The organism is Pantoea sp. Fr+CA_20 (assembly GCF_024520835.1).
In the GTDB taxonomy this organism is placed as follows: domain Bacteria; phylum Pseudomonadota; class Gammaproteobacteria; order Enterobacterales; family Enterobacteriaceae; genus Pantoea; species Pantoea allii.
Genome location: NZ_JALNPN010000007.1, coordinates 146361 through 169597, shown reverse-complemented (window position 1 = coordinate 169597; position 23237 = coordinate 146361). Strand labels below are relative to the sequence as shown.

General features: G+C 54.9%; 23 protein-coding genes and 1 other annotated feature. Of the genes, 10 read left to right on the top strand and 13 right to left on the bottom strand.

What is annotated here, in order from left to right; translation table 11 throughout:
• Positions 1-36 precede the first annotated feature (36 nt).
• Both NR177_RS11720 and NR177_RS11715 read left to right on the top strand, forming a co-directional pair.
• Positions 37-951: an SPFH domain-containing protein gene (locus NR177_RS11720; protein WP_063878689.1), complete on the top strand. Its 915-nt coding sequence runs from the start codon at positions 37-39 to the stop codon at positions 949-951.
• Positions 951-1409, top strand: coding sequence for an NfeD family protein (locus NR177_RS11715; RefSeq protein WP_096011979.1), 459 nt, complete (start codon positions 951-953; stop codon positions 1407-1409). The genes NR177_RS11720 and NR177_RS11715 overlap by 1 nt, the downstream gene beginning before the upstream one ends.
• Here NR177_RS11715 and cueR read toward each other — a convergent pair.
• Positions 1385-1801 (bottom strand): Cu(I)-responsive transcriptional regulator, encoded by a 417-nt coding sequence (cueR, locus tag NR177_RS11710; RefSeq protein WP_063878687.1) that lies wholly within the window; start codon positions 1799-1801, stop codon positions 1385-1387. The two genes, NR177_RS11715 and cueR, sit on opposite strands and share 25 nt — an antisense overlap.
• A gap of 96 nt (positions 1802-1897) precedes the next feature.
• On the opposite strand from cueR, the gene copA reads away from it, so the two are divergent.
• The 3 genes from copA (at position 1898) to ybaK (ending at position 5948) form a co-directional block, all read left to right on the top strand.
• Complete coding sequence (gene copA / locus NR177_RS11705) at positions 1898-4408, top strand: copper-exporting P-type ATPase CopA (RefSeq protein WP_256852944.1); 2511 nt, start codon at positions 1898-1900, stop codon at positions 4406-4408.
• Between the two features lie 75 nt (positions 4409-4483).
• Positions 4484-5287 carry a TraB/GumN family protein gene (locus NR177_RS11700; RefSeq protein ID WP_256852943.1) on the top strand — a complete coding sequence of 268 codons (804 nt, stop codon included), beginning with the start codon at positions 4484-4486 and terminating at the stop codon, positions 5285-5287.
• 181 nt (positions 5288-5468) lie between these two features.
• Positions 5469-5948, top strand: a complete 480-nt coding sequence (gene ybaK, locus NR177_RS11695; RefSeq protein WP_063878684.1) for a Cys-tRNA(Pro)/Cys-tRNA(Cys) deacylase YbaK — start codon at positions 5469-5471, stop codon at positions 5946-5948.
• On the opposite strand, the gene NR177_RS11690 is transcribed toward ybaK, so the two are convergent.
• On the bottom strand, positions 5945-6814 hold the full coding sequence (locus NR177_RS11690; protein WP_063878683.1) for a LysR family transcriptional regulator: 870 nt from the start codon (positions 6812-6814) through the stop codon (positions 5945-5947). The two genes, ybaK and NR177_RS11690, sit on opposite strands and share 4 nt — an antisense overlap.
• Positions 6815-6901: 87 nt before the next feature.
• On the opposite strand from NR177_RS11690, the gene NR177_RS11685 reads away from it, so the two are divergent.
• Positions 6902-7333 carry a multidrug/biocide efflux PACE transporter gene (locus NR177_RS11685; protein ID WP_063878682.1) on the top strand — a complete coding sequence of 144 codons (432 nt, stop codon included), beginning with the start codon at positions 6902-6904 and terminating at the stop codon, positions 7331-7333.
• Positions 7334-7366: 33 nt separating this feature from the next.
• Here the strand turns inward: NR177_RS11685 and ushA are convergent, their stop codons facing one another.
• Positions 7367-9088 (bottom strand): bifunctional UDP-sugar hydrolase/5'-nucleotidase UshA, encoded by a 1722-nt coding sequence (gene ushA, locus NR177_RS11680; RefSeq protein ID WP_306278024.1) that lies wholly within the window; start codon positions 9086-9088, stop codon positions 7367-7369.
• Positions 9089-9877: 789 nt separating this feature from the next.
• Between ushA and ybaL the strand changes: the two genes are divergently transcribed.
• Entirely contained in the window at positions 9878-11572 is a 1695-nt protein-coding gene (gene ybaL, locus NR177_RS11675) for a YbaL family putative K(+) efflux transporter (RefSeq protein WP_256852941.1), read from the top strand.
• 66 nt (positions 11573-11638) lie between these two features.
• Here ybaL and NR177_RS11670 read toward each other — a convergent pair whose 3' ends face one another.
• The 9 genes from NR177_RS11670 to NR177_RS11630 form a co-directional block, all read right to left on the bottom strand.
• Complete coding sequence (locus NR177_RS11670) at positions 11639-12940, bottom strand: inosine/guanosine kinase (protein WP_256852940.1); 1302 nt, start codon at positions 12938-12940, stop codon at positions 11639-11641.
• Between the two features lie 57 nt (positions 12941-12997).
• Complete coding sequence (locus NR177_RS11665; protein WP_181377128.1) at positions 12998-13147, bottom strand: hypothetical protein; 150 nt, start codon at positions 13145-13147, stop codon at positions 12998-13000.
• Positions 13148-13312: 165 nt separating this feature from the next.
• Positions 13313-13957 carry an adenylate kinase gene (adk, locus tag NR177_RS11660; RefSeq protein WP_063878679.1) on the bottom strand — a complete coding sequence of 215 codons (645 nt, stop codon included), beginning with the start codon at positions 13955-13957 and terminating at the stop codon, positions 13313-13315.
• 277 nt (positions 13958-14234) lie between these two features.
• Positions 14235-16109 carry a molecular chaperone HtpG gene (gene htpG / locus NR177_RS11655; RefSeq protein WP_256852939.1) on the bottom strand — a complete coding sequence of 625 codons (1875 nt, stop codon included), beginning with the start codon at positions 16107-16109 and terminating at the stop codon, positions 14235-14237.
• A gap of 98 nt (positions 16110-16207) precedes the next feature.
• Positions 16208-16813 carry a recombination mediator RecR gene (gene recR / locus NR177_RS11650; RefSeq protein ID WP_063878677.1) on the bottom strand — a complete coding sequence of 202 codons (606 nt, stop codon included), beginning with the start codon at positions 16811-16813 and terminating at the stop codon, positions 16208-16210.
• On the bottom strand, positions 16813-17142 hold the full coding sequence (locus NR177_RS11645) for a YbaB/EbfC family nucleoid-associated protein (RefSeq protein ID WP_013024920.1): 330 nt from the start codon (positions 17140-17142) through the stop codon (positions 16813-16815). The genes recR and NR177_RS11645 overlap by 1 nt, the downstream gene beginning before the upstream one ends.
• 56 nt (positions 17143-17198) lie before the next feature.
• Complete coding sequence (dnaX, locus tag NR177_RS11640; protein ID WP_256852938.1) at positions 17199-19172, bottom strand: DNA polymerase III subunit gamma/tau; 1974 nt, start codon at positions 19170-19172, stop codon at positions 17199-17201.
• Positions 17799-17860: a sequence feature (DnaX frameshifting element), on the bottom strand. (Overlaps the previous gene by 62 nt.)
• 158 nt (positions 19173-19330) lie before the next feature.
• Positions 19331-19882, bottom strand: a complete 552-nt coding sequence (gene apt, locus NR177_RS11635; RefSeq protein WP_063878675.1) for an adenine phosphoribosyltransferase — start codon at positions 19880-19882, stop codon at positions 19331-19333.
• A gap of 150 nt (positions 19883-20032) precedes the next feature.
• The gene (locus tag NR177_RS11630; RefSeq protein WP_063878674.1) at positions 20033-20422 is read right to left on the bottom strand and encodes a DUF454 family protein; all 390 of its coding nucleotides are present in this window, start codon (positions 20420-20422) and stop codon (positions 20033-20035) included.
• 57 nt (positions 20423-20479) lie between these two features.
• On the opposite strand from NR177_RS11630, the gene priC reads away from it, so the two are divergent.
• Both priC and rsmS read left to right on the top strand, forming a co-directional pair.
• The gene (priC, locus tag NR177_RS11625) at positions 20480-21010 is read left to right on the top strand and encodes a primosomal replication protein PriC (protein WP_256852937.1); all 531 of its coding nucleotides are present in this window, start codon (positions 20480-20482) and stop codon (positions 21008-21010) included.
• Between the two features lie 75 nt (positions 21011-21085).
• Positions 21086-21241, top strand: coding sequence for a pleiotropic regulatory protein RsmS (gene rsmS, locus NR177_RS11620; RefSeq protein ID WP_256852936.1), 156 nt, complete (start codon positions 21086-21088; stop codon positions 21239-21241).
• On the opposite strand, the gene acrR is transcribed toward rsmS, so the two are convergent.
• Complete coding sequence (gene acrR / locus NR177_RS11615; protein WP_109717113.1) at positions 21238-21876, bottom strand: multidrug efflux transporter transcriptional repressor AcrR; 639 nt, start codon at positions 21874-21876, stop codon at positions 21238-21240. The genes rsmS and acrR overlap by 4 nt on opposite strands.
• 142 nt (positions 21877-22018) lie before the next feature.
• On the opposite strand from acrR, the gene NR177_RS11610 reads away from it, so the two are divergent.
• Complete coding sequence (locus NR177_RS11610) at positions 22019-23224, top strand: efflux RND transporter periplasmic adaptor subunit (protein WP_145393747.1); 1206 nt, start codon at positions 22019-22021, stop codon at positions 23222-23224.
• Positions 23225-23237: the final 13 nt, after the last annotated feature.

Below are 23237 nucleotides of genomic sequence, written 5' to 3'. Positions count from 1 at the left end.
CGATTTGGCCCGTTCATCTGACAACCTGGAGGTTATATGCTCACCGTCATTCCTGTACTTATCCTGGTCGCCCTGGTCACCGTCTGGTCCGGCGTGAAAATTGTTCCACAAGGCTATCAGTGGACAGTCGAACGCTTTGGCCGTTATACCCGCACGCTTCAGCCCGGCCTGAGCCTTGTTGTCCCCTTTATGGATCGCGTCGGCCATAAGATTAATATGATGGAACGGGTGCTGGATATTCCCTCTCAGGAGATCATCTCCAAAGACAATGCCAACGTCACTATTGATGCTGTCTGTTTTGTGCAGGCTATCGATCCGGCGCGGGCAGCCTATGAAGTCAGCAATCTGGAACTAGCGATCCTTAACCTCACTATGACCAATATGCGTACCGTGCTGGGCAGCATGGAGCTGGATGAAATGCTGTCTCAACGTGACAGTATCAATACCCGCTTACTGCATATCGTTGACGAAGCCACCAATCCGTGGGGCGTGAAGATCACCCGAATCGAAATTCGTGATGTCCGCCCACCACAGGAACTGATTGGTGCCATGAACGCGCAGATGAAGGCGGAGCGGACCAAACGTGCCGATATTCTGACGGCGGAAGGCGTGCGTCAGGCCGAAATTTTACGCGCAGAAGGTGAAAAGCAGGCACAGATACTGAAAGCCGAAGGAGAGCGGACCTCCGCCTTCCTGCAAGCTGAAGCGCGCGAACGCCAGGCTGAAGCAGAGGCTCGCGCCACGAAGATGGTGTCAGAAGCCATTGCCGCTGGCGATATTCAGGCGGTGAATTATTTTGTGGCGCAGAAATACACGGATGCGCTGCAAAAAATTGGTGAATCCAGCAACAGTAAAGTCGTCATGATGCCGCTGGAAGCCAGCAGCCTGCTGGGTGCGATTGGTGGTATCAGTGAGCTGTTAAAAGAAACCCGCAACGAGTCGAAACGCTGATGGTGAGCGAGATCGTCGCACATCCGCACTGGTTCTGGCTGACGCTGGGCGGGTTATTACTGGCGGCAGAAATGCTCGGCACGAACGGCTATTTGCTCTGGAGCGGGCTGGCCGCCATGCTGGTCGGCATCACGGAATGGTTTTTGCCACTGAGCTGGACCGGACAGGGCTGTCTGTTTGCCGTGCTGACGCTGGCCAGTGTATTTATCTGGCATCGCGTGATGCGTTACCGTGAGCGCAACCAGCAGCCAAACTCACTTAATCAGCGCGGCAACCAGATGATCGGCCTGCAGCTAACCCTGGACAGCGCGTTGCAAAATGGCATTGGTCATGTTCGCATCGGCGACAGCAGTTGGCGTGTTCAGGCAGACCAGAACTTGCCGGCCGGCGCGCTGGTCGAGGTCGTCGCAGTGGAAGGGATCACCCTGCGCATTCAGTCACGCTTGCCGCCAACCTGACTGCAGCAGCCTGCCAGGTTATTAATGATGGGGCAGTCCGCGCTGTCGTTGCCCGGGCATGCCGCCGCCAGCGCCAGCAGCCGAGCGCGCATGGCGTGCAACTCTTCAATATGTGCAGCAATTTCATCGGCTTTTTGCAACGTGCGGGCTTTCACATCCGCGCTGTGGCGATCGGGATCGTTAAACAGCCCGACCAGCTCGCGGCACTCATCCAGGGTAAAACCCACCTGGCGTGCCTGCCGCAATAAATTCAGTTCATCAAGATGGTGCGAATTATAATGCCGGTAGCCGTTATCGCCGCGTAATGGTGGCGTTACCACGCCCTTTTCTTCATAGAAACGGATGGCCTTGCTGGTTAATCCGGTCTTTTTCGCCACGGCACTAATGTTCATAATTGGTTCCTTGACCTTCCCCTTGATGGAAGGTTTAACCTTAGCACCAATCCCATTTGAATGCGCAATCATGCACATCCGACAAAGGAGTCAACCATGTCAAACACGATTGTTCTGGCGCTGGACGGATTGTCCTGCGGCCACTGCGTAAAACGCGTCAAGGAAGCGCTCGAAGGGCGCGACGATGTCGAGCAGGCTGAGGTTACACAGCAGGAAGCCAGCGTGTCAGGCTATGCAGAGGCGACAGCCCTGATCGCCACCGTTGAACAGGCGGGCTACCATGCAACATTAAAAGCTGCGGGCACCCGCCCAAAGCCTGAGCCGTTGACAGCAGCAGAGCCGCCGCCGGAGGCGCTGACAACGGAGTCCCCTTCTCTTCCGGCAACCGAAAACCTGGCCGCTCACGTGCTGCTCATCGAGGGGATGAGCTGTGCCAGCTGCGTCAGCCGGGTAGAGAAAGCCCTTGAGCAGGTCAGTGGCGTGCAGCAGGCCCGGGTGAATCTGGCCGAGCGCAGTGCGCTGGTGATGGGTAACGTTGAACCCCATCAGCTGGTCGCCGCCGTGGATGCAGCCGGCTACGGGGCTGAAGTGGTCGACGACGAACAGCAACGCCGCGAGAAGCAGCAGCGCAGCGCCCGACGTGCCATGCAACGCTTTAGCTGGCAGGCAGGTATCGCACTGTTGTTTGGCGTGCCGCTGATGATCTGGGGCATGCTGGGCGACAATATGATGCTCACTGCGGATAATCACACCACCTGGCGGGTGCTCGGCATCGTAACGCTGCTGGTGATGGTGGCCGCAGGCGGTCACTTCTATCGCAGCGCCTGGCGCAGCCTGGTTAACCGCAGCGCAACGATGGATACCTTAGTGGCACTGGGCACGGCCGCCGCCTGGATTTACTCCTTCAGCGTGGTGATCTGGCCTGATTTTTTCCCGCAGCAGGCGCGCCATCTCTACTTTGAAGCCAGCGTGATGATTCTCGGCCTGATCAATCTGGGTCATGCGCTTGAGCAACGTGCACGTCAGCGCTCATCCCGAGCCCTGGAGCGCCTGCTCGATCTGACACCGGATCAGGCCAGAGTGATAACAGACCAGGGGGAAACCCTGATGCCGGTCAGTGCGGTACAACCCGGTATGACTCTGCGGCTGGTGGCGGGCGATCGCGTACCCGTCGATGGCGAAGTGCAGGAGGGCGAGGCCTGGTGCGACGAGGCAATGCTCACCGGTGAGGCGGTGCCGCAAAGTAAAACGCAGGGCGATAGCCTGTTTGCCGGCACGCTGGTGCAGGACGGAACGGTGCGCTTTATTGCCCGCGCAACCGGCGGCAACACCACGCTGGCGCGCATTATTCAGTTAGTGCGTAAGGCCCAAAGCAGTAAGCCGGATGTGGGCCGTCTGGCCGATCGTATCTCTGCCGTGTTCGTGCCGGTGGTCGTGCTTATCGCTCTGCTCAGCGCCGCGATCTGGTATATCGCGGGGCCAGCGCCACAAATGGCCTATGCTCTGGTCGTGGCGACCACGGTACTGATTATTGCCTGTCCCTGTGCGCTGGGCCTGGCCACGCCGATGTCGATCATCGCCGGTACCGGACGCGCCGCCGAATATGGTGTGCTGGTGCGCGATGCGGATGCACTGCAGCGCGCCAGCCATATTGATACGCTGGTGTTTGATAAAACCGGAACGCTGACAAGCGGCACGCCGCAGGTCACCGACGTGGTGAACTGGAACGGCAGTACGCGTCAATCGGTGCTGTCTGCGGCGGCAGCGCTGGAGCAGATGTCGGGTCATCCGCTGGCGAAAGCAATCCTTGCAGAAACAGGGGAGACTGTTCGAGCCGATATTGCACAATTTCGTACAATACGCGGCAAAGGCGTAAGCGGCATACTCAACAACAGGACGCTATTACTGGGCAATGTCAGCCTGCTGAATGCGCACGGCGTGGATTGCCAACCGGCTCTGGCAGAGATTGACAGACTCACCCGGCAAGGCGCGACGCCGGTATTGCTGGCAGAAGACGGGCAGCTTACGGGACTGATTGGCTTGCGTGATACGCTGCGGCCCGAGGCAAAAGCGGCCTTGCAGAGGCTGCATCATGCGGGCTACCGACTGATTATGTTGACCGGGGATCATGAAAATACGGCCCAGGTTATTGCTCATGAGGCCGGTATTGATGAGGTGATTGCTGGCGTGCTGCCCGAAGGCAAAGCCGATGCGATTAGCCAGTTGCAACAGCAAGGGCAACGCGTCGCGATGGTGGGCGATGGCATTAATGATGCCCCGGCGCTGGCGCAGGCTGATGTCGGTATTGCGATGGGCGGCGGCAGCGACGTAGCTGTGGAAACCGCAGCAATTACCCTGATGCGAGCCGATGTGCATGGCGTAGTCGATGCCTTGAAAATTGCCTCCGCCACTCTGGGCAATATCCGGCAGAACCTGTTTGGTGCGTTTATCTATAACATTATCGGCATTCCCTTGGCAGCGGGCGTGCTCTTTCCCTTTACTGGCCTGCTGCTCAGCCCGGTGTTTGCCGGGGCAGCGATGGCGCTGTCGTCCATCACCGTAGTGAGTAATGCTAACCGCCTGCTGCGCTATAAGCCCCGCGTTTAGCAATAACTGCCCTGCTCTGTCTTTCGTGACGCGATCCCGCTAGCATGGTTTCTTTAACACAGTGAAGGACAGGGAATGACAGCGCGCCTTTTGCAACGTTTACGTAACTGGATTAACCCGCTTTTCCCTACCAGTTATCGTTGGCCAGCCGTAGATATTCAGTCTGGCGAATGCCGGTTTCATCTGGTGGGAAGCATTCATATGGGCACTCGTGACATGCAGCCCCTGCCGGTCCGGCTGCTACAGCAGTTACAAAAAGCCGACGCGCTGGTTGTTGAGGCGGATATTACTCAGGGAGGATCGCCGTTTGAAAACACGGAGGAACGTCCGCCACTGACCGCCAGAATGGATGATGAGGCGCTGGCGAAGCTTGAAACACTGTGTAATGAAACCGGTTTATCCCTGAGCCGGTTCGATACGTTACCGGCCTGGCAAATTGCCCTGATGTTACAGGCGCAGCAGGCGCAGCGGCTGGGTTTGCGTCCTGATTACGGCATTGATTATCAGCTACTGCAGGCGGCGCGGGCGATGGATAAACCCGTGATTGAACTGGAAGGTGCGCAGGCACAAATCACCCTGCTGAAATCATTACCTGACGACGGCATGGCGCTGCTGGCAGATACGCTGACCCATTGGCACACTAACGCGCGCATGTTGCAAACGATGGTGAGTTGGTGGCTGGAAAGCCCGCCGCGCGAGCCGCAAATTGCTCTGCCTGCGACCTTCAGTCAGACACTGAACGACACGCTGATTAGCCAGCGTAACAGCCAGTGGTGCGATTATTTACGCACTCTGCCTGCTGGTCAGTACGTGGTAGCGGTCGGAGCACTGCATTTATACGGCGAGAACAACCTGCCGGGCTTGATGCGCGCGGAATAAAACGCAGAAAAAAAGAGAGCCGACAGTCATATCGGCTCTTCAAAGAGGAATGTGTTAATGATTTTAGTTGTCGCCAACAACAGGATTGCTGGCGCGAGGCAATTCTCGCCTAAAGCACATTATTTCGCCACATTTATTGTTCAATAATACGTAATAAGATTTTTCCGAATAAGAGAATACTATGACGCCTGCGGTAAAACTGCTGGAAAAACAAAAAGTCAGCTTCACTTTGCATCCTTATGAACATGACAGCAACGAAACCAGTTTTGGTGACGAAGCGGTCCGTAAGCTAAATCTGGATGCCCGGCAGGTGTACAAAACCTTGCTGGTGGCGCTGAATGGCGAGGCTAAGCACCTTGCTGTGGCGGTTACGCCTGTCGCCACCCAGCTCGATCTCAAGAAGGTGGCAAAGGCGTTCAATGCCAAAAAAGCCGAGATGGCCGATCCCATGCTGGCGCAGCGCATCACCGGTTATCTGGTGGGCGGCATCAGTCCGCTGGGGCAAAAAAAGCGGTTGCCAACGGTGATCGACAGCTCGGCTAACGACTTTGCCACGCTGTTTATTTCAGGCGGTAAGCGCGGGCTGGATATTGAATTGAGCCCACAGGATCTCTCCCGGCTGTTGGATGCCCCGTTAGCGGATATCGCCCGGCGCGATTAAGCCGGTGGCAGCGCACAGAGTTGATCGATCATCCAGCGCCCAGCGGGACCGGGCGGATTGCGGCGTGACCACACCACTTCGACGGCAATGCGCTGCGGCCATCCCGCTATTGGCAGTTCCCGCAGTACACCGTGCCCGCACTGTTTCACCAGCCAGCGGGGTAAAATACTCCAGCCAAAACCCTGTTCCGCCATTTCCAGCAGCACATAATAGGTTTGCGCAGACCAGGCGCGCCCTTTCGGCGCACTCTCACGTTTCGCTGTCCAGGTATTAAGACGAAGATGACGAAGCGGTTCAAGCTGACTTTCGTTTACCGAGGATTGTTGGGCCACGGGATGATCCCGATGCAGGTAAATACCTAACTCGGCATCGACCTGTAGCCGGGCGACCGCGATGTCGGCAGGAAGCGTCGGCTGGGCACGTATCACTCCAATGTGGGCCCGTCCCTCTTGCAACAGCTCCAGGACATCCGCATCTTCCGCCGCGATCCCTTCCAGCTCCACATCCGGGTAGTGCGCCTCAAACTGCTTCAGTAAACGCTGGTGGTAGTCGGTTTGCCAAAAGTCTGACACCGCCACGCTCAGCCGCGGCTCAACGCCTTCAGACAGCCGCGTTGCCAGCGCGTCCAGTCGCTCACTGGCGGCAAGAATTTGCTGCACCTGAGGCAACACGCGTTGCCCCTGCTCGGTGAGCTGTGGCTGGCGACCGCGCCGGTCAAAGAGGGCAAAACCCAGATCTTCTTCCAGATTGACCACGGCCACACTGATGGTGGACTGGCTTTTTTTCAGTGCACGAGCGGCGGCAGAAAACGATCCGCTGGCCACGGTCTGTACAAAAGCTTCCAGAGATTCCGGTGAATAACGCATGTAAACCATCGCTTTTATCGATAGATGATCATTTTATCTTAGCATTTTGACGTGGGAGAATGCGCAACCTGAACAAAGGAGATCGAAATGCAAACCCGTTCAATCACAGAACGCATCGCACATGCCACCCTGTTTGAAGGCCTGGCCATCGTCACTATCGCCCCGCTGGCGGCATGGATTATGGATAAACCCCTGTTTCAAATGGGTGCGCTGGCGATCATGTTGTCTACGGTGGCGATGCTGTGGAATATGATTTACAACAGCGTGTTTGATCGGTTTTACCCGGCCGGGCAGAAACGCAGCGCCCTGCTTCGTATCCTGCACGCGCTGGGTTTTGAGGGCGGTTTTATCCTGATAGGTTTGCCATTGGCCGCCTGGATGCTGGAGATTTCGCTGTGGCAGGCCTTTTTGATCGAAGTGGCGTTTTTTCTGTTCTTTCTGCCCTACACCTTTGTCTACAACCTGGTCTGGGACAAGCTGCGTCCGCACTGGTTAGCCCGCAAATCCTGCCGCGCCTGATAAACAGCAGGGAGGCCGCCTCCCTGCTCGTGCTTAATGCTGCGTCGCGCTTTCACTGTTCCAGTGTCGGATCCATGTCAGCACCATTTTGGGATAGCGCCGAAGCGGCGTCGCTTCTTTCGCGCCGTTCTGCGGCGTTGCCGCGGGCGCAGCCTGATAGATAACACTTTCATGCGGCTGGTAGTCGTTGACGTTCACCGGAGAATGCGTGCTCACCCAGTCTCGCAACACCTGGGCATCTGGCTTGCCGCTGTTAACATAACCCGGATGCGTATCAATTCGCGGATAGCCATCACCGCCTGCGGCATTAAAACTGTTCGTCGCCATACGGTAGGTTTTTTCATCCGCCAACGGCTGGCCGTTGATGCTCACCTGACTGACTGCATTGCCGTTAGCGATGAGGCTGACATTGGCTAACTGGGCGAAGCCGCCTGAATCGGGTTTGATATTTGCCACCACCGCCAGATAGCGTCTGATTTCTGCGCCCCTCATCGTCACGGAAACCACATGATTGCCGAAAGGTTGTACCTGTAACAGATCGCGCCAGGTTACCGGGCCTGATTTAAGCGAAGTGCGGATACCGCCGCCGCTCATCACAGCAAAGTCAGCCTGCGTCGCCGCCATCTGTGCACGCAATATCAACTGCCCGATAGCGCTTTGTGTAAAGCGCACTGTCTCTTTTTCGCCGGGGAAATCCCCTTTCATGCTGCCGACATTCACCAATAGTTTGGCATCAGCTCGCTTTTGAAAAGGCGTCAGTAATTTCATCATTGCGGTGTTATTGGGGATCGCTTGCTGCCAGGTAAGCCAGGACTCACTGCCATCATGGTTTTTGATTTTGTGCTTGAGGTTAACCGGTATGAGTTGATAGGCCTCCAGGGTTAATTCCCCATTGCGATAGATAAAATCGCCGCGGCCCACGTATTTGCCCCATTTTTCCGCCTGCATAATCCATACGCCGTTCTGACGGTCAGGCTGACAGGGTTGGCCTGGCAGGTAGTCTTTACGACTGACATTCTCTTTTTCCATACATACCGCATCATGAGAGTGCCCGCCGACGATCACATCAAGTGTGCCTTTCGGCAGACTGCGCGCCAGCGTCACGTCACCTATACCGTTACTGCCGTGCTTACCATCGTCGTAATGACCAAGATGAGTTAATGCCACGATAACGTCTGGCTTGTCGCTGGCACGCAGCTCGGCCACGGCCTTTTCTGCTTCGGTAACGGGATCGCGGAATTCGATGTCGGTTAGCTGTGCAGGGTTCGTCAATTTGGCGGTATCTGGCGTGATCAACCCGAGCACAGCGATTTTCAACCCCATGCGCTGAAAGACAGCCCAGGGTTTAAACAGGCGTTTACCAGTGCTTTTTTGGTAGACGTTAGCTGCCAGGAAAGGGAATTTAGCCCATTTTTCCTGTTTACGCAGGACGGCGAGCGGTTTATCAAACTCGTGATTACCCAATGTCATGGCATCATAGCCAATCAGGTTCATACCGCGGATATCCGGTTCAGCATCCAGTTCATCCGATTCAGGCACGCCGCTGTTAACATCGCCCGCAGACAAAATTAGCGCGCCACCGCCTTTGGCCTGGATGGCGTAACGTTGCGTATCCATCAGCGTTTTTTGCGCAGCCAGCCCATATTCGCCCTGCTCATTAAACCAAAAATGACCATGCTGATCGTTGGTGTGCAGAATGCTGAAACGGTAGCTCCGGTCAGGCTGGGCGGCCTGGGTTAATATGGATGACAGCATCACCAGTAGTGCCAGACCTGCTCTTGCCCATCGAGATAACACCACAGCCCTTCTCCTTTAATGATTGTCCGTTTAATCCTGCGGGAAACAGGCCCTTTCTGTATCCGCATCTTAACCGCGGTGGCCCAGAGTCCATAAGGCGTTGTCTGTTCCAGTATGGCCGGTAATGTGGCCTGACAGGCAACCCCAGTGGTTCGATTTTAGCTGCCGCGCACTCTAACACCGCAAATACAGGACGCGCGTATGTTGCCGTACCGTTATTCTGTTGTTTATTAAATAACCAACAGGGTTAACAGCTTCATCGTTATGTTGATGAAGTTAACATCATAATGATTTTCCGCATTGATGCGTACGTCGTAAAAATAAACATACCCGAGATCTTCACCGCGCGGTTCCGTTATGCCATCACAATAGATTGTTTTAGCATCACTTCCACGACAGGCAGCTATACGTCAGGTCGGTGCGTAATCTGCCCCTCCGACCCAGGCGGCTAAATGGCTTCAGCAAATCCCGATCTGGTTGCGGTTAGTGACTGTTGTCAGCGCATTAGCGCGTCATCGACGTCACCTCTGTGTCATTTAAGGGGAGTAAAATTTTAATGTTGTGCTCTCGGCTCAGCGCTGAATCAGTCGATAAGCGGGATAAGTGATAAAAACAGCCTTTCGATTGCATTTTTCTTGTATTTGCATATTTTTTTCTGTTAATCCCACAAATTATTCAGCGATCCTTTCCGATATGCATTAAACTCATTTGTTACAACCGGATACATTTACATCCAAGGAGACTGGCATGCATCACACCACACCGTTGATTACGACTATCGTCGGGGCTCTGGTCCTGGCTTTTCTCCTTGGCATGCTGGCAAACCGATTACGAATTTCACCCTTGGTGGGTTATTTAGTCGCCGGCGTACTGGCGGGGCCTTTTACGCCGGGGTTCGTGGCAGATACCAATCTGGCACCCGAACTGGCGGAACTTGGCGTTATCCTGCTGATGTTCGGCGTCGGTCTGCACTTCTCACTGAAGGACCTGATGTCGGTAAAGCGGATAGCCATTCCCGGTGCTATCGCGCAGATCGCCGTGGCGACCTTGCTGGGAATGCTGATGTCGTGGGCGATGGGCTGGTCATGGATGACGGGGTTAGTGTTCGGTTTGTGTCTTTCTACCGCCAGTACCGTGGTGTTGCTGCGCGCACTGGAAGAACGCCAGCTTATTGAAAGCCAGCGCGGCCAAATCGCGATTGGCTGGTTGATTGTTGAAGACCTGGTAATGGTGCTCACGCTGGTCCTGTTACCCGCCATTGCCGGCATGATGGAGCAGGGAAATGCCAGCGCCAGCCTGGTGATATGGGATCTGGTCTGGACCATCGGTAAGGTTGCCGCCTTTATGGTGTTAATGATGGTGGTGGGCCGCCGTGCTGTGCCCTGGATTCTGGCGAAAAGTGCCGCCACCGGCTCGCGTGAGCTGTTTACGCTGGCCGTATTAGCCCTGGCGCTGGGGATTGCGTTTGGTGCCGTCGAGTTCTTTGATGTTTCCTTTGCCCTGGGCGCTTTCTTTGCCGGTATGGTGCTGAATGAGTCCGAGTTAAGCCAGCGCGCTGCCCGTGACACGCTGCCGCTTCGTGATGCCTTTGCGGTGCTGTTCTTTGTCTCTGTCGGGATGCTGTTTGATCCGATGATTCTGGTAAAAGAGCCGCTGGCGGTGCTGGGTGCGCTGGTGATTGTCGTCATAGGGAAATCTGCGGCAGCCTGGCTGCTGGTATCGCTGCTGGGCCATTCGCGCCGAACCGCAATGACCATCTCGGTCAGCCTGGCGCAAATTGGTGAGTTTGCCTTTATTCTCGCCGGGCTTGGCATCTCGCTCGGCCTGCTGGATGAAGAAGGGCGTAGCCTGGTGCTGGCCGCCGCGATCCTCTCGATTATGATCAACCCGGTCCTGTTTACGTTGCTGGGCCGTTACCTGTCCCGTAACGAAACGATGGAGCAACAGACGCTGGAAGAGGCGCTGGAAGAAGAGCAGCAAATTCCCGTTGATGTCTGTCAGCATGCGGTGATTGTCGGCTATGGCCGCGTAGGCAACCTGCTGTGTGAACAACTGACGGCGCTCAATATCCCGGTAGTCGTGGTTGAAAGTTCGATTCCACGCGTGAAAGCGTTACGCGATCAGGGTGTCCGGGCGGTGCTGGCCAATGCTGCCCGTGCCGACACCATGGCGTTAGCCCGCGTAGACTGTGCGTCCTGGCTGCTGATCACGATTCCCAACGGTTACGAGGTGGGAGAAATCGTCACCGCCGCCCGCCAGAAAAAAGCGGACATCAACATCATTGTGCATGCACATTACGACGATGAGGTGGAGTACATTCTGGAACGCGGCGCAAACTATGTGGTGATGGGCGAGCGCGAGATTGCCGCCAGCATTATTCAGAAACTGCAGGACGACATCGCGCAGGAGCAGCACAAGCTGGCCAGTGAAGGCCACTGCTAAGCGCCGCAGCCTGACTCACGCCCCGTATCACATTGCGTCGATGCGGGGCGGTTTATCTCTCCGGACCTAACGATCCCAGTAAGACTCTTCCAGACTGTCTTCCCGCTCGGGTAAACCGCGCGTCAGTCGGGGCGAGTGCTGATTCAGCACCTGATAACTGACCCGATTCGCATATTTACAGACCTGAGCCAGCGACGAATAGGTCAGATAAGCGCGCGCATGTTTACTGGAATTGGGCACATTACGGCGATGATAGTTATTTGCCGTAATATCGTGCAGTAACGCCGCAAGCGCGCCATCCCCTGCCCCGTTGGTATTCATTATCTTCTCCGGCCCGCCCATATAAGGGGCGATATGAGAGAAAATGCGTAACGGCTGCTGGCAATCCTGTTTGCGCATCGCGCGGCTAAATTCGTACAGGTTGAATTCGGCAATCGCGCCCGGCAAGAGCGGATGATTCGTTTTGCGCTTAAACGCGTCTTCGGTATAACCGGCCATATACAACCCGGTCGGTCCTGCGGTACACAACACCAGATCAACCCATTCCAGTGCGATATCCGACGCCAGCAGAGGATCGGCTTCGCCCGTCAGCGCCAGGGCTTCTTCTTCATTCATCGCCACAATAGAAACATGATCGCGCAGAAAATCGCGCCAGAACTGTGGCTTGTCGCCAATCACATGTTTGGTGCCCAGCGTCAGTACCACGGGCACGTTATGGCGCTTCGCGTATTCAATCGCTTTTAACGTTGCCTCTGGCATGGGCTCACCTGCTTCACAGCGGATGAGATAGGAGGTCAAGACCAGGGCAGAAGCGCCTGCGATAACGTCTTCCGGGACGTTTTCCGCCTTAAGCTGGTTCATTTGCCCCGGGCTGATGGCAAAGGTACGATCGCCCTGATCGCCAATCAGCGTAAAGCAGCGACCTATCGCGCCGTCTACGCCCTGCAGATAGTTAAGGTCCATTCGGCTGGAGGTATTACAGAGATAACGGTAGGCATAACCGCCAATCTGGATATTGTTACACATCACGCCCAGCAGTACGGAACGGTCATCCGCGAGCACCGAGAAATTATGCAGCGTATTACCAATCGTGCCGCCCGCGAACTGATGGGTCACCAGTTCGTCACGCATGAGTTCAGCATACAGCGCTTCCGCAACGGCATCGTCAATCACCAGCGAATGACCGGCGCTCAGGCCGTAGCGAACAAGAAAAGCATCATCGACTTTAGCTTCGATATCGACCAGCGTCTGATCGATGCCGACCACCCAACTGCCATCTTCACTATCAAACGGGGAGGACTGCAACAGCGGATCGCGGGCGCTAACGGGGAAGTAGTGTTTGGATTTACGTTTGCCGGGAAATTTCATGGTAACTGCCGTGAGGAAAAACAGGCAGAGAAGCATATCACATTCTCTGCCATGACTTTAACGGCGCGCGTTGACCCATTGCATCATCATCTCAATGTGTTCTTCAGCGGCATTCAGCACAGAGATATCTGCACGTTTGTGTCCAATGCCGTGCACCACGTTTTCACTGCGCATCTCTGTCAGGGTTGCCAGACTGCCTGCTGACAAGCAGGACGCATTCTGGCACTAAATTGACCCGTCGCAGCCGGGCTTATCTTGCTGATTAAGGTTTCTTGATGAGGGGAGGCGAGAAAACGAAGGGAATGGTCACGGAGAGGCAGGAGAGAAAAGCGATAACGGCAAAAGGGGCCAGCGAACCCGGCCCCAATAAGCTTAGCCGAGAATCTTAGCCAGCTCTGCACTCACGTCGGCCACATTACGTGTACCGTCAATTTTGTGATACTCGGTGTTGCCCGCTTCCGCTTCTTTACTGTAGTAAGCAATCAGCGGCGCAGTCAGATGATGGTATTCCACCAGACGTTTGCGGACCGTTTCTTCCTGATCGTCTTTACGAGTGGTCAGCTCATCACCGGTCACGTCATCTTTGCCTTCCACTTTCGGTGGATTGAATTTGACATGGTAAACACGGCCTGACGGCGCGTGAACACGGCGGCCCACAATACGCTCAACAATCAGTTCATCCGGTACGGCGAACTCCAGCACATAATCCACTTTAATACCGGCTTCTTTCATTGCGTCAGCCTGAGGAATGGTGCGTGGGAAACCATCAAGCAGGAAACCGTTTTTGCAATCTTCCTGCGTGATGCGCTCTTTAACTAGCGCAATGACCAGCTCATCAGTAACCAACTTGCCGGCATCCATGATGGCTTTCGCCTGGTTGCCAAGTTCGGTGCCAGCTTTAACCGCTGCACGCAGCATGTCGCCAGTGGAGATCTGCGGAATGCCGTATTTCTCCATGATGAATTGGGCTTGAGTCCCCTTACCTGCGCCCGGAGCTCCGAGCAGAATAATACGCATTGCGTAAATCCCCTTGCGAATCGCATTGATGAATCTGAGAAGCGGAAGAACATACCATTATGACCCGCCCATCACAAGAAAACGGCGGGTCAGGAAAAACTAGTGTACTGGCTTTAGCGCGCGATAGCAGTGCGTCAGGTCAGTCAAAGGCCATTTTCGGACTGGTGGCCGAAGCTGAAGGGATTTCGTGGCGTTTGCGCAACAAAACCGCTCACCGACAGCCGGCCAGCGTCGCAGAAAGAAAAAAACCGGTGAGGTTATCACCGGTTTTATCGTTTTACGCCGTCAGTAACTGGTTCATACGGCGGATAAACTGGTTAGGATCGTCCAGCGTACCGCGCTCTGCCAGCAGTGCCTGATCCAGTAACAGCTCAATCCACTCACCAAAGCCAGTTTCATCCTGCGTCTCCGCCACGCGTTTCACCAACGGGTGATCGGGATTGATTTCAAAGATGTATTTCACTTCTGGCACGTCCTGACCTGCTGCGGCGAACAGTTTAGCCATTTGGGTGGTCATTTCGTTCGCATCCGTGGTCACAATCGCTGGCGTATCGGTCAGACGATGCGTGAGGCGCACGTCTTTAATTCGCTCACCCAGCAAGGTCTTCACGCGCTCAACAAACGGCTCCAGAGCTTTTTCGGCTTCTTTCTGCTCTTCCGTCTCTTCGTCAGCCAGTTTATCCAGCGTATCATCAGCTTTGCTGACAGACTGGAAGGTTTTTCCGTCGAACTCGGTCAGGTAGCTCATCATCCACTCGTCAATACGATCGGACAGCAACAGAACTTCGATACCTTTCTTACGGAACAGCTCCAGATGCGGGCTGCTGTTAGCGGCGGCATAGCTGTCGGCCGTGATGTAGTAGATCTTCTCCTGCCCTTCTACCATGCGGCTGACGTAGTCTTCCAGCGAGACAGTTTGCGCCGCGCCTTCGCTTTGGGTACTGGCAAAGCGCAGCAGTTTGGCAATCGCTTCTTTGTTTGCGTGATCTTCCGCCGGACCTTCTTTCAACACCAGACCGAATTCTTTCCAGAACGTCTGGTATTTCTCGCTATCGTCTTTCGCCAGTTTATCCAGCATCTGAAGAACACGTTTGGTCAGCGCGCCACGCAGGCTCTGGGTTACGCGGCTGTCCTGCAGGATTTCACGCGATACGTTAAGTGGCAGATCGTTTGAATCAATCAGGCCACGCACGAAGCGCAGGTAATTCGGCATAAACTGCTCAGCGTCATCCATGATAAACACGCGCTGCACGTACAGCTTCAGGCCGTGTTTATGATCGCGGTTCCACATGTCAAAGGGCGCGCGAGCCGGGATGTAAAGCAGGCTGGTGTACTCCTGTTTACCTTCTACGCGGTTGTGGCTCCAGATAGCCGGGTCGCTAAAATCGTGGGCGATGTGTTTATAAAACTCGTTGTACTCTTCATCGCTGATGTCTGATTTGTTGCGGGTCCACAGTGCCTGGGCTTTATTGATTTTCTCCCAGGTGGTGGTGCCGGTTTCTTCATCTTTGCTTTCGATTTCTACCGGCAGGGCGATGTGATCGGAGTATTTTCCAATAATATTGCGGACGCGCCAGCTGTCGAGGAACTCATCTTCGCCTTCGCGCAGGTGCAGGGTAATCTCAGTACCGCGCTCGGCTTTGCTGATATCGGCAATGGTGTAATCCCCTTCGCCAGCCGATTCCCAGAAAACGGCTTCGTCTTCTGCCGCGCCCGCCGCACGGGTGCGCACAGAGACTTTATCTGCGACGATAAATGCAGAGTAGAAACCCACACCAAACTGACCAATCAGTTGGCTGTCTTTTGCCTGGTCTGAACCCAGAGATTCCAGGAAGGATTTGGTGCCTGACTTAGCAATGGTTCCCAGGTTTTCAATCACTTCATCACGACGCATGCCGATACCGTTATCGCTGAGCGTAATGGTCCGGTTGTCCTTATCCACAGAGAGACGCACACGCAGGTCGCCATCGCCTTCATACAGGCTGGCATCAGACAGCGCGCGGAAACGCAGTTTATCTGCCGCATCCGAAGCATTGGAAATCAGCTCACGCAGGAAAATCTCTTTGTTTGAATAGAGAGAATGGATCATCAGGTGCAGAAGTTGTTTTACCTCTGACTGAAAGCCACGAGTCTCTTGTCCTTTCATGGTCATTGCTACCTCAACAGAATCAGATTTAACGAACGTTGAGGAGGATGTGGGGATAAATGAGAGGTTTTCAAGCCGGTGTCTTTCACAACACCGGCAAGCGTTTAAAATTTAATCTTTTGCCGACCGGCCAGCGAGTGGGACAGCGTGGTGCCATCCACCATTTCCAGTTCACCGCCCATTGGAACCCCATGCGCAATACGGGTAGCATCAACGCCATACTGACCGCACAATTCAGCGATGTAATTCGCGGTGGCTTCGCCTTCCACGGTAGGATTGGTGGCCAGAATCACTTCATGAAGCGTTTCTTTTTCCAGCCGTTGTTCCAGTCGGTCAAGACCGATATCGCCCGGACCAATGCCGTCAAGCGGCGAAAGATGGCCCATTAACACGAAATAACGGCCGGCAAATTGCCCGGTTTGCTCAATAGCATGGATGTCGGCCGGGCTTTCCACCACGCAGATTTGACCATTTTGCTGACGCCGTGGATTGGCGCAAATGGTACAGATTTCCTGCTCGGTGAAGGTGCGGCAATCGGCACAGTGGCCGATTTCCGACATGGCCCGGGTCAGTGCCTGCGCCAGCCGCATTCCGCCACTCCGATCGCGCTGTAGCAGTTGAAACGCCATGCGTTGTGCCGACTTAGGCCCAACGCCGGGTAAACAGCGCAATGACTCCATTAATGACTCTAGCAGTGGGCTGGTTTGCATCAGAACGGCATCTTGAAGCCTGGTGGCAGCTGCATACCTGAAGAGACAGAGGCCATTTTCTCTTTCTGCACTTCATCAATGCGGCGAGCGGCGTCGTTGAACGCGGCGGCAATCAGGTCTTCCAGCATATCTTTGTCGTCCTCAAGCAGGCTCGGATCGACTTCTACCCGGCGGCAGTTATGGGCACCGTTGATCGTGACCTTAACCATGCCAGCACCTGATTCACCCGTGACTTCCAGGGCGGCAATTTCTTCCTGAACCTGGGCCATTTTGTCTTGCATCTGCTGGGCCTGTTTCATCAGGTTGCCCAATCCGCCTTTACCAAACATAGTTTTCTCTCTCTGCTGAGGCTACAACGCGGTTTATTCAGACCGTTGCAGCGTGTTCAAACGGGTCGAATGCTTTCCTCATCCAAATCGGCATCAAAAAAGCGACGAAGGGTTTGAATGTGGGTGTCACTCAAGATTGACTGACGCGCCTGCGCCAGCTTCTCTTCATAAATGGCCTGACGCCACTCCAGTGGAGTCAATACCGTAGAATTATCGTCTTCAATTACCGACAGTTCAACCTGATGCCCTGCTGCCTGACTCAATGCGGCGCTCAGGGCCTGCTGCGCCGACGCAGAATTCAGGTGGCGCTGGCTGGAGCGTAAATGCAGGCAAATGCCGTTATCCGTGGTTTCTTTCCATGCATTCAGTGCCAGTTGCTGAACCAGCTTAGGCAGCGGTAAACCTGCGACTTCTGCCGCCCATTCATCTCGCTGCTGGGCTTCCTCCGCCAACCGCGCGGCCAGCTCAGGATTTTTCTCATGCTCAAGCGCAGAACGCAAGGCTTTTGGCGTCGCGACCGGCTCGACGACGACCTCGGTCACCGGCGCTTGCGCTTTCCAGCGGTATGCCTCTTTTTTTACCGGTGCCGCAGGCGCGCTGTCCCGCACGCGCTGCTGGCTACGTTCGGTAACAGAGGCCAGTCGTTCCAGCGCGGAGTTGGCCGGCCGCGCACCTGGCGCTGCCGGCTCACTCTTTTTTGCTTTGTTTGCTCCCTGGCGCAGCAACTGAGTGCGCGCCTGCAGGAGCTGGCTGGTGGAACTGGATAGTGAGGGATCGGGCGACGCAGGCGGCACAGCCTGCTGAGTGACAGCCGGTTCCGGTGCTGCCATTTGCGGCTGCGCGGCGGGCGTTTTCTCTGTAGGTTGAGCCGCCACAGTCTGCACTGGTGCCGGGGCAGACTGCGCGGTCAGCGTAGGACGCGCAACCGGTTCGGCGATTGCCGCCTTAGGATGAAACGCCAGTGCACGCAACAGCGTCATCTCGATGCCCATGCGCCGATCGGGCGCGAGTGGTAAATCTTTGCGCCCCATAAGCAGGGTTTGGTAATACAGTTGAAGATCGGCCGGTGGCACGGCACGCGCCAGTTCACGCAGGCGCAGCGCATTACTCTCTTCGTCGTCATTGAGCGACGCAGGCAGTAGCTGCACCATAGCAATGCGGTGCAGCAGGCGCAGCATCTCAACCAACAATGCTTCCCACTCAACGCCGCGTGATGCCGCTTGGGCCAACAGCGCCATCATGTGCTCTCCGTTGCCTTCGACCACCGCTTCAAGCAGACCCAGCGGCTGTTCATCGTCAAGCGTACCCAGCATCGTACCCACGGTGGCGCTGGTCACGCTGCCCTCGCCCATCGCAATCGCCTGATCGGTGAGGCTTAACGCATCACGCATACTGCCATCGGCGGCTCTGGCAAGCAGTTGCAGGGCACGCGGCTCACGCGAGATCTGCTCCTGCTCTAAAACATGATCCAACTGCTGGCGAATCTGATCGACGTCGAGCGCTTTGAGATGAAACTGGAGACAGCGCGACAGAATCGTCACCGGCAGCTTCTGGGGATCGGTGGTCGCCAGCAAAAACTTAACGTGTGAAGGCGGTTCTTCCAGGGTTTTCAGCAGCGCATTAAAGCTGTGGCGCGACAGCATGTGCACTTCATCGATCAGGTAGACCTTGAAGCGGCCACGCGCTGGCGCGTACTGCACGTTGTCGAGCAGATCGCGCGTGTCTTCAACTTTGGTGCGCGAGGCGGCATCAATTTCAATTAAATCGACAAAACGCCCCTGCTCAATCTCGCGACAGTTATCGCACTGGCCGCACGGCGTGGCGGTAATGCCCGTTTCGCAGTTAAGGCCTTTCGCCAGCAGACGGGCAATGGTCGTTTTCCCTACGCCCCGCGTGCCGGAGAAGAGATAAGCATGATGGATGCGTCCCAGAGACAATCCATTCGCCAGCGCCGTCAGAACGTGTTCCTGACCGACAACATCAGCAAACGCCTGTGGACGCCATTTTCGGGCAAGTACCTGATAGCTCATGTGGTTTCGACGAATTTGGATGGAAATGTGAGCGCAGACGCACTGCAACCCCTGTATATGATTGCAGTAGTCTACCAGCTACGCTTTCACCTATCACTCGTTATCTTGAACAGGGAAAGATGAACGGCCTCAGCAGATTGTGAGGCCATAAGCGAGGCTTAGTGGCCGGGGAAATTGACCAGGCTGTAGCTGTCAACGCCCAGCGCCTTGAGACGTGCTTCACCTGCCAGATCGAACAGGTTGATAATAAATGCCGCATCTTTAACTTCACCGCCGGCACGACGAATCAGTTTGATGGTCGCTTCGAGCGTCCCGCCGGTGGCGAGAAGGTCGTCTACCACCAGCACCACATCGCCTGGCTGGATAGCATCTTTGTGCAATTCCAGCCGATCGGTGCCGTACTCCAGCTCGTAAGCTTCGCTGTAGGTTTCACGTGGCAGTTTGCCCGGCTTGCGTACCGGTACAAAACCCAGTTCCAGCCCCAAAGCAACCGGTGCCCCGAACAGGAAACCGCGCGCTTCCGTGCCCACCACTTTGGTGATGCCTTTATTACGGTACCGTTCCACCAGCAGTGAGATAGACGCCGCATAGGCGACAGGATCTTCCAACAGGCTGGTGACGTCACGGAAAAGAATACCCGGCTTCGGGTAATCAGGAATACTTTTGATACTGTTTTTAATCAGTTCAAGCTGCTGCGCAGTGTCGGTCATAATCTTAAGCCTGGTAAAAAAATTCTGTTCTGTTTTGCGCAGCTTCAATAGCGCCAATACCGGGGTAAAGGCTCAGCGGAGATACATCAATAATGGGAAGCTACGCACGAAGAGGCCCAAATCTAAGCAAATGGCCGGCTAATTGCAACTTTATCGCGGTGGTAAGGGTTCATCCGCTGTTTCTGCCACCACCGGAATACGCCACATAAACAGCAATAGCAGACACAACATAATAAGTAGCATGATACGTACCCACCACAGCGGCACCAGCCAGAGCGAAACCGCAAAGGTCACCACAATCAGAAGCATCGCCCGGCTTTTTGCACCAGGCGGCATGCCACGGTGTTGTTGCCAGTGCCGGATATAACGGCCAAAAGGGGATGACCAGAGCAGCCAGTGATGAAAACGGGGAGAAGAACGCGCAAAACACCAGGCCGCCAATAGCATAAATGGCGTGGTAGGTAATAAAGGTAATACAATGCCCAGTATGCCAAGCACAATCGCCAGCCAGCCAAGGGTTAATAACACAATGCGTTGCATAAAGGTCGCTCAGCGCGTTTCCAGTCCCATAACCTTAGCATACCTGAGTGCCGGGCGATGAGTAACGCCACGGCATCACAACGACTGCTTAACTGTATTGTGGCCCTGCGCCAGGATATCGTGCGCCAGCCAGATGGGCGCTGCCGTTCACCCCGCTTTGACAGCCAGCTCTTTACCACTAAAGGCACCCGGCTGGCGGATTATTTGCAGGAGATAGAACAAAATTACCAGCGCCTTTGCCAGCACAGCGGTGACGTCGATCGCAGCCAGTGGCTGGCAAGCCATTTGGTGGATCAGATTGCCGCGCTACAACGCGAAGCCAGCACACAGCAGTTGCGCAGCCGACAGGAACGCGTTCAGCCCTCATCGCGGCAGTTAAAATATCAGGAATACTGCGAATATGCGCGTCGACTGCAGGAGATGATTGATCAGCGTGAACAGCGAATGGCGCAGGCAGAAACGCTGGCGGTCCAGCAGCAGTTGAAGAAAGACCTGGAGGTGCTGGAAGGTCGGATGGCACGCTGTAAACAGGCTATTCGTTCAGTGGAATGGGCGATGTCGTTATCAAACAGCCCCTTTAGCAGTTAATGCGCTATCTTTGCTGGACGGTATTCCCAGATGGCACGCTTATCTGGCCCATGATACAACTGCTCTGGAGGAAAGATGTCCCTGGATACGGCACCTGAAGAGGTCAAGCTGGCAGTGGATTTGATTCAGCTTTTTGAAGAGAATCAGTTCTCTGTAGAAACCGTGCTGTCGGCATTAGCCATTGTTCAGCGCGATTATGAAAGGAAGCGTGACGCGCAGCGTAAAGATTAAGCTTTTTTTGCCAGCGTCGGACTTAAGCGCAGCATATCAATCAGCGCATCAACCAGCTCAGGCGCATCGGCAACCAGATCAAATTTATCGGGCGTAAACAGCCAGCTCTCCATCATGCCATTCACATAGCTGCGCATAATCAATGCAGCCTGACGTGTCTGGAAAGTTTCTGGAAGTTGTCCGGCATCAATGCACTGGCGCAGAACATCTTCAATCTCATTGTAGCGCTCCAGTAACAGGCTTTGCTGAATGCTTTTTACCGCCGCCATTTCACCCACAAACTCGCATTTGTGGAAGATGATTTCCATCAACGCCCGGCGCTGTGGATCTCGGGCGGTCGCCTGGAAAATATACACGAGCATCGCCCGCAAAATGGAGAGTGGATCACCGGGGTATTTTGTTTGATACTCAAGTTTCACGTCATCCAGCCCTGCATCACTGCGAAGCCATATTTCGTTCAACAGGTCGGCTTTGTTTTTGAAATGCCAGTAGATTGCTCCCCGGGTTACGCTGGCTGCGGATGCGATATCCGCCAGGGAAGTGGCTGAAACCCCCTCTTTTGAAAACAGGGCAAGTGCAGCGTCAAGAATTTGATGCCGGGTTTCAAGTGCTTGCGCTTTGGTTTTTCGTGCCATAGGGGACTTTTTTTACAATCGAGTAAGTTTACATACATTTGTGAATGTATGTACCATAGCACGACCTACACTCTTACGCAGCAATGGGTTCCTGGCTTTGTGATCCATTGATCATTTGATATCGGACTCTAGAGGTTTATTTATGACTAAATTCAGAGGGTTAACGCCTCTGGCGGCCGTCCTGATGCTATCAGGCAGCTTTGTGTTAACAGGATGTGACGGAAATAAATCCGACCAGGCCGCTCAACAGCAACAGCCGCCAGAAGTGGGTGTTGTTACGGTTAAAAGCGAACCGTTAAAAATTTCTACTGAACTGCCTGGCCGCACGTCTGCTTATCGCATCGCTGAAGTCCGCCCGCAGGTTTCCGGTATTATTCTGAAGCGTAACTTTATTGAAGGCGGTGAGATTAAAGCCGGTGAATCGCTGTATCAGATCGATCCCGCTACCTATCAGGCGTCCTATGACAGTGCAAAAGCCGATTTAGCCAAGGCAGAAGCGAATGCGCGCATTGCTCAGCTTACGGTGAATCGCTACAAGCCGCTGCTTGGCACTAAATATATCAGCCAGCAGGATTATGATACGGCTGTCGCTACCGCCGCGCAGAACAATGCTGCGGTTCAGTCAGCCAAAGCCAATGTGGAAACAGCACGCATCAATCTTGCTTACACCAAAGTGACCTCGCCAATCAGCGGCCGTATCGGTAAGTCTTCCGTTACAGAGGGCGCACTGGTGCAAAGTGGACAGACTACGGCGCTGGCGACCGTACAGCAGCTTGATCCGATGTATGTCGATGTTACCCAGTCCAGTGAAGATTTCCTGCGGTTACGCTCGGAACTGGAATCGGGTCAGCTCAAGCAGAACGACGGTAAAGCGAAGGTCACCCTGCTGATGCAAAACGGCAAGGACTATTCTCAGCCCGGTACGCTGGAGTTTTCTGACGTCACCGTTGATCAAACCACTGGCTCAATTACCCTGCGCGCCATTTTCCCGAATCCTGACAAATCACTCCTGCCAGGCATGTTTGTGCGTGCCCGTCTGGATGAAGGCACCAATCCGAATGCCTTGTTAGTGCCACAGCAGGCGGTTAGCCGCACGCCAACGGGCGATGCGTCCGTGATGGTCGTGGGTGCGGATAACAAGGTTGAAGCGCGTAAGATCAAAGCTGCCCAGGCTATTGGGGACAAATGGCTGGTCACCGAAGGGCTTAAAGCGGGCGAGCGCGTGATCTTTACCGGTCTGCAGCGCGCGAAACCGGGTGCACAGGTTACGCCTAAAGAAGCCACAGATGATGCCAAAGCCGCGAGCGGTGATCCGTCCAAAGCGCAGTCTGCTAAAACATCGTCATAACAGGAGCCGTTGA

Excerpts from the sequence above, each read along its gene's own strand:
- NR177_RS11630 (WP_063878674.1), bottom strand. The coding sequence starts at position 20,422 with ATGCAACGCATTGTGTTATTAACCCTTGGCTGGCTGGCGATTGTGCTT.
- cueR (WP_063878687.1), bottom strand. The coding sequence starts at position 1,801 with ATGAACATTAGTGCCGTGGCGAAAAAGACCGGATTAACCAGCAAGGCC.
- apt (WP_063878675.1), bottom strand. The coding sequence starts at position 19,882 with ATGACCGACACTGCGCAGCAGCTTGAACTGATTAAAAACAGTATCAAA.
- NR177_RS11700 (WP_256852943.1), top strand. The coding sequence starts at position 4,484 with ATGACAGCGCGCCTTTTGCAACGTTTACGTAACTGGATTAACCCGCTT.
- ushA (WP_306278024.1), bottom strand. The coding sequence starts at position 9,088 with ATGCTGTCATCCATATTAACCCAGGCCGCCCAGCCTGACCGGAGCTAC.
- recR (WP_063878677.1), bottom strand. The coding sequence starts at position 16,813 with ATGCAAACCAGCCCACTGCTAGAGTCATTAATGGAGTCATTGCGCTGT.
- NR177_RS11610 (WP_145393747.1), top strand. The coding sequence starts at position 22,019 with ATGACTAAATTCAGAGGGTTAACGCCTCTGGCGGCCGTCCTGATGCTA.
- rsmS (WP_256852936.1), top strand. The coding sequence starts at position 21,086 with ATGTCCCTGGATACGGCACCTGAAGAGGTCAAGCTGGCAGTGGATTTG.
- NR177_RS11670 (WP_256852940.1), bottom strand. The coding sequence starts at position 12,940 with ATGAAATTTCCCGGCAAACGTAAATCCAAACACTACTTCCCCGTTAGC.
- NR177_RS11685 (WP_063878682.1), top strand. The coding sequence starts at position 6,902 with ATGCAAACCCGTTCAATCACAGAACGCATCGCACATGCCACCCTGTTT.
- htpG (WP_256852939.1), bottom strand. The coding sequence starts at position 16,109 with ATGACCATGAAAGGACAAGAGACTCGTGGCTTTCAGTCAGAGGTAAAA.
- ybaK (WP_063878684.1), top strand. The coding sequence starts at position 5,469 with ATGACGCCTGCGGTAAAACTGCTGGAAAAACAAAAAGTCAGCTTCACT.
- NR177_RS11645 (WP_013024920.1), bottom strand. The coding sequence starts at position 17,142 with ATGTTTGGTAAAGGCGGATTGGGCAACCTGATGAAACAGGCCCAGCAG.
- NR177_RS11720 (WP_063878689.1), top strand. The coding sequence starts at position 37 with ATGCTCACCGTCATTCCTGTACTTATCCTGGTCGCCCTGGTCACCGTC.
- acrR (WP_109717113.1), bottom strand. The coding sequence starts at position 21,876 with ATGGCACGAAAAACCAAAGCGCAAGCACTTGAAACCCGGCATCAAATT.
- ybaL (WP_256852941.1), top strand. The coding sequence starts at position 9,878 with ATGCATCACACCACACCGTTGATTACGACTATCGTCGGGGCTCTGGTC.
- adk (WP_063878679.1), bottom strand. The coding sequence starts at position 13,957 with ATGCGTATTATTCTGCTCGGAGCTCCGGGCGCAGGTAAGGGGACTCAA.
- NR177_RS11715 (WP_096011979.1), top strand. The coding sequence starts at position 951 with ATGGTGAGCGAGATCGTCGCACATCCGCACTGGTTCTGGCTGACGCTG.
- copA (WP_256852944.1), top strand. The coding sequence starts at position 1,898 with ATGTCAAACACGATTGTTCTGGCGCTGGACGGATTGTCCTGCGGCCAC.
- NR177_RS11690 (WP_063878683.1), bottom strand. The coding sequence starts at position 6,814 with ATGCGTTATTCACCGGAATCTCTGGAAGCTTTTGTACAGACCGTGGCC.
- priC (WP_256852937.1), top strand. The coding sequence starts at position 20,480 with ATGAGTAACGCCACGGCATCACAACGACTGCTTAACTGTATTGTGGCC.
- dnaX (WP_256852938.1), bottom strand. The coding sequence starts at position 19,172 with ATGAGCTATCAGGTACTTGCCCGAAAATGGCGTCCACAGGCGTTTGCT.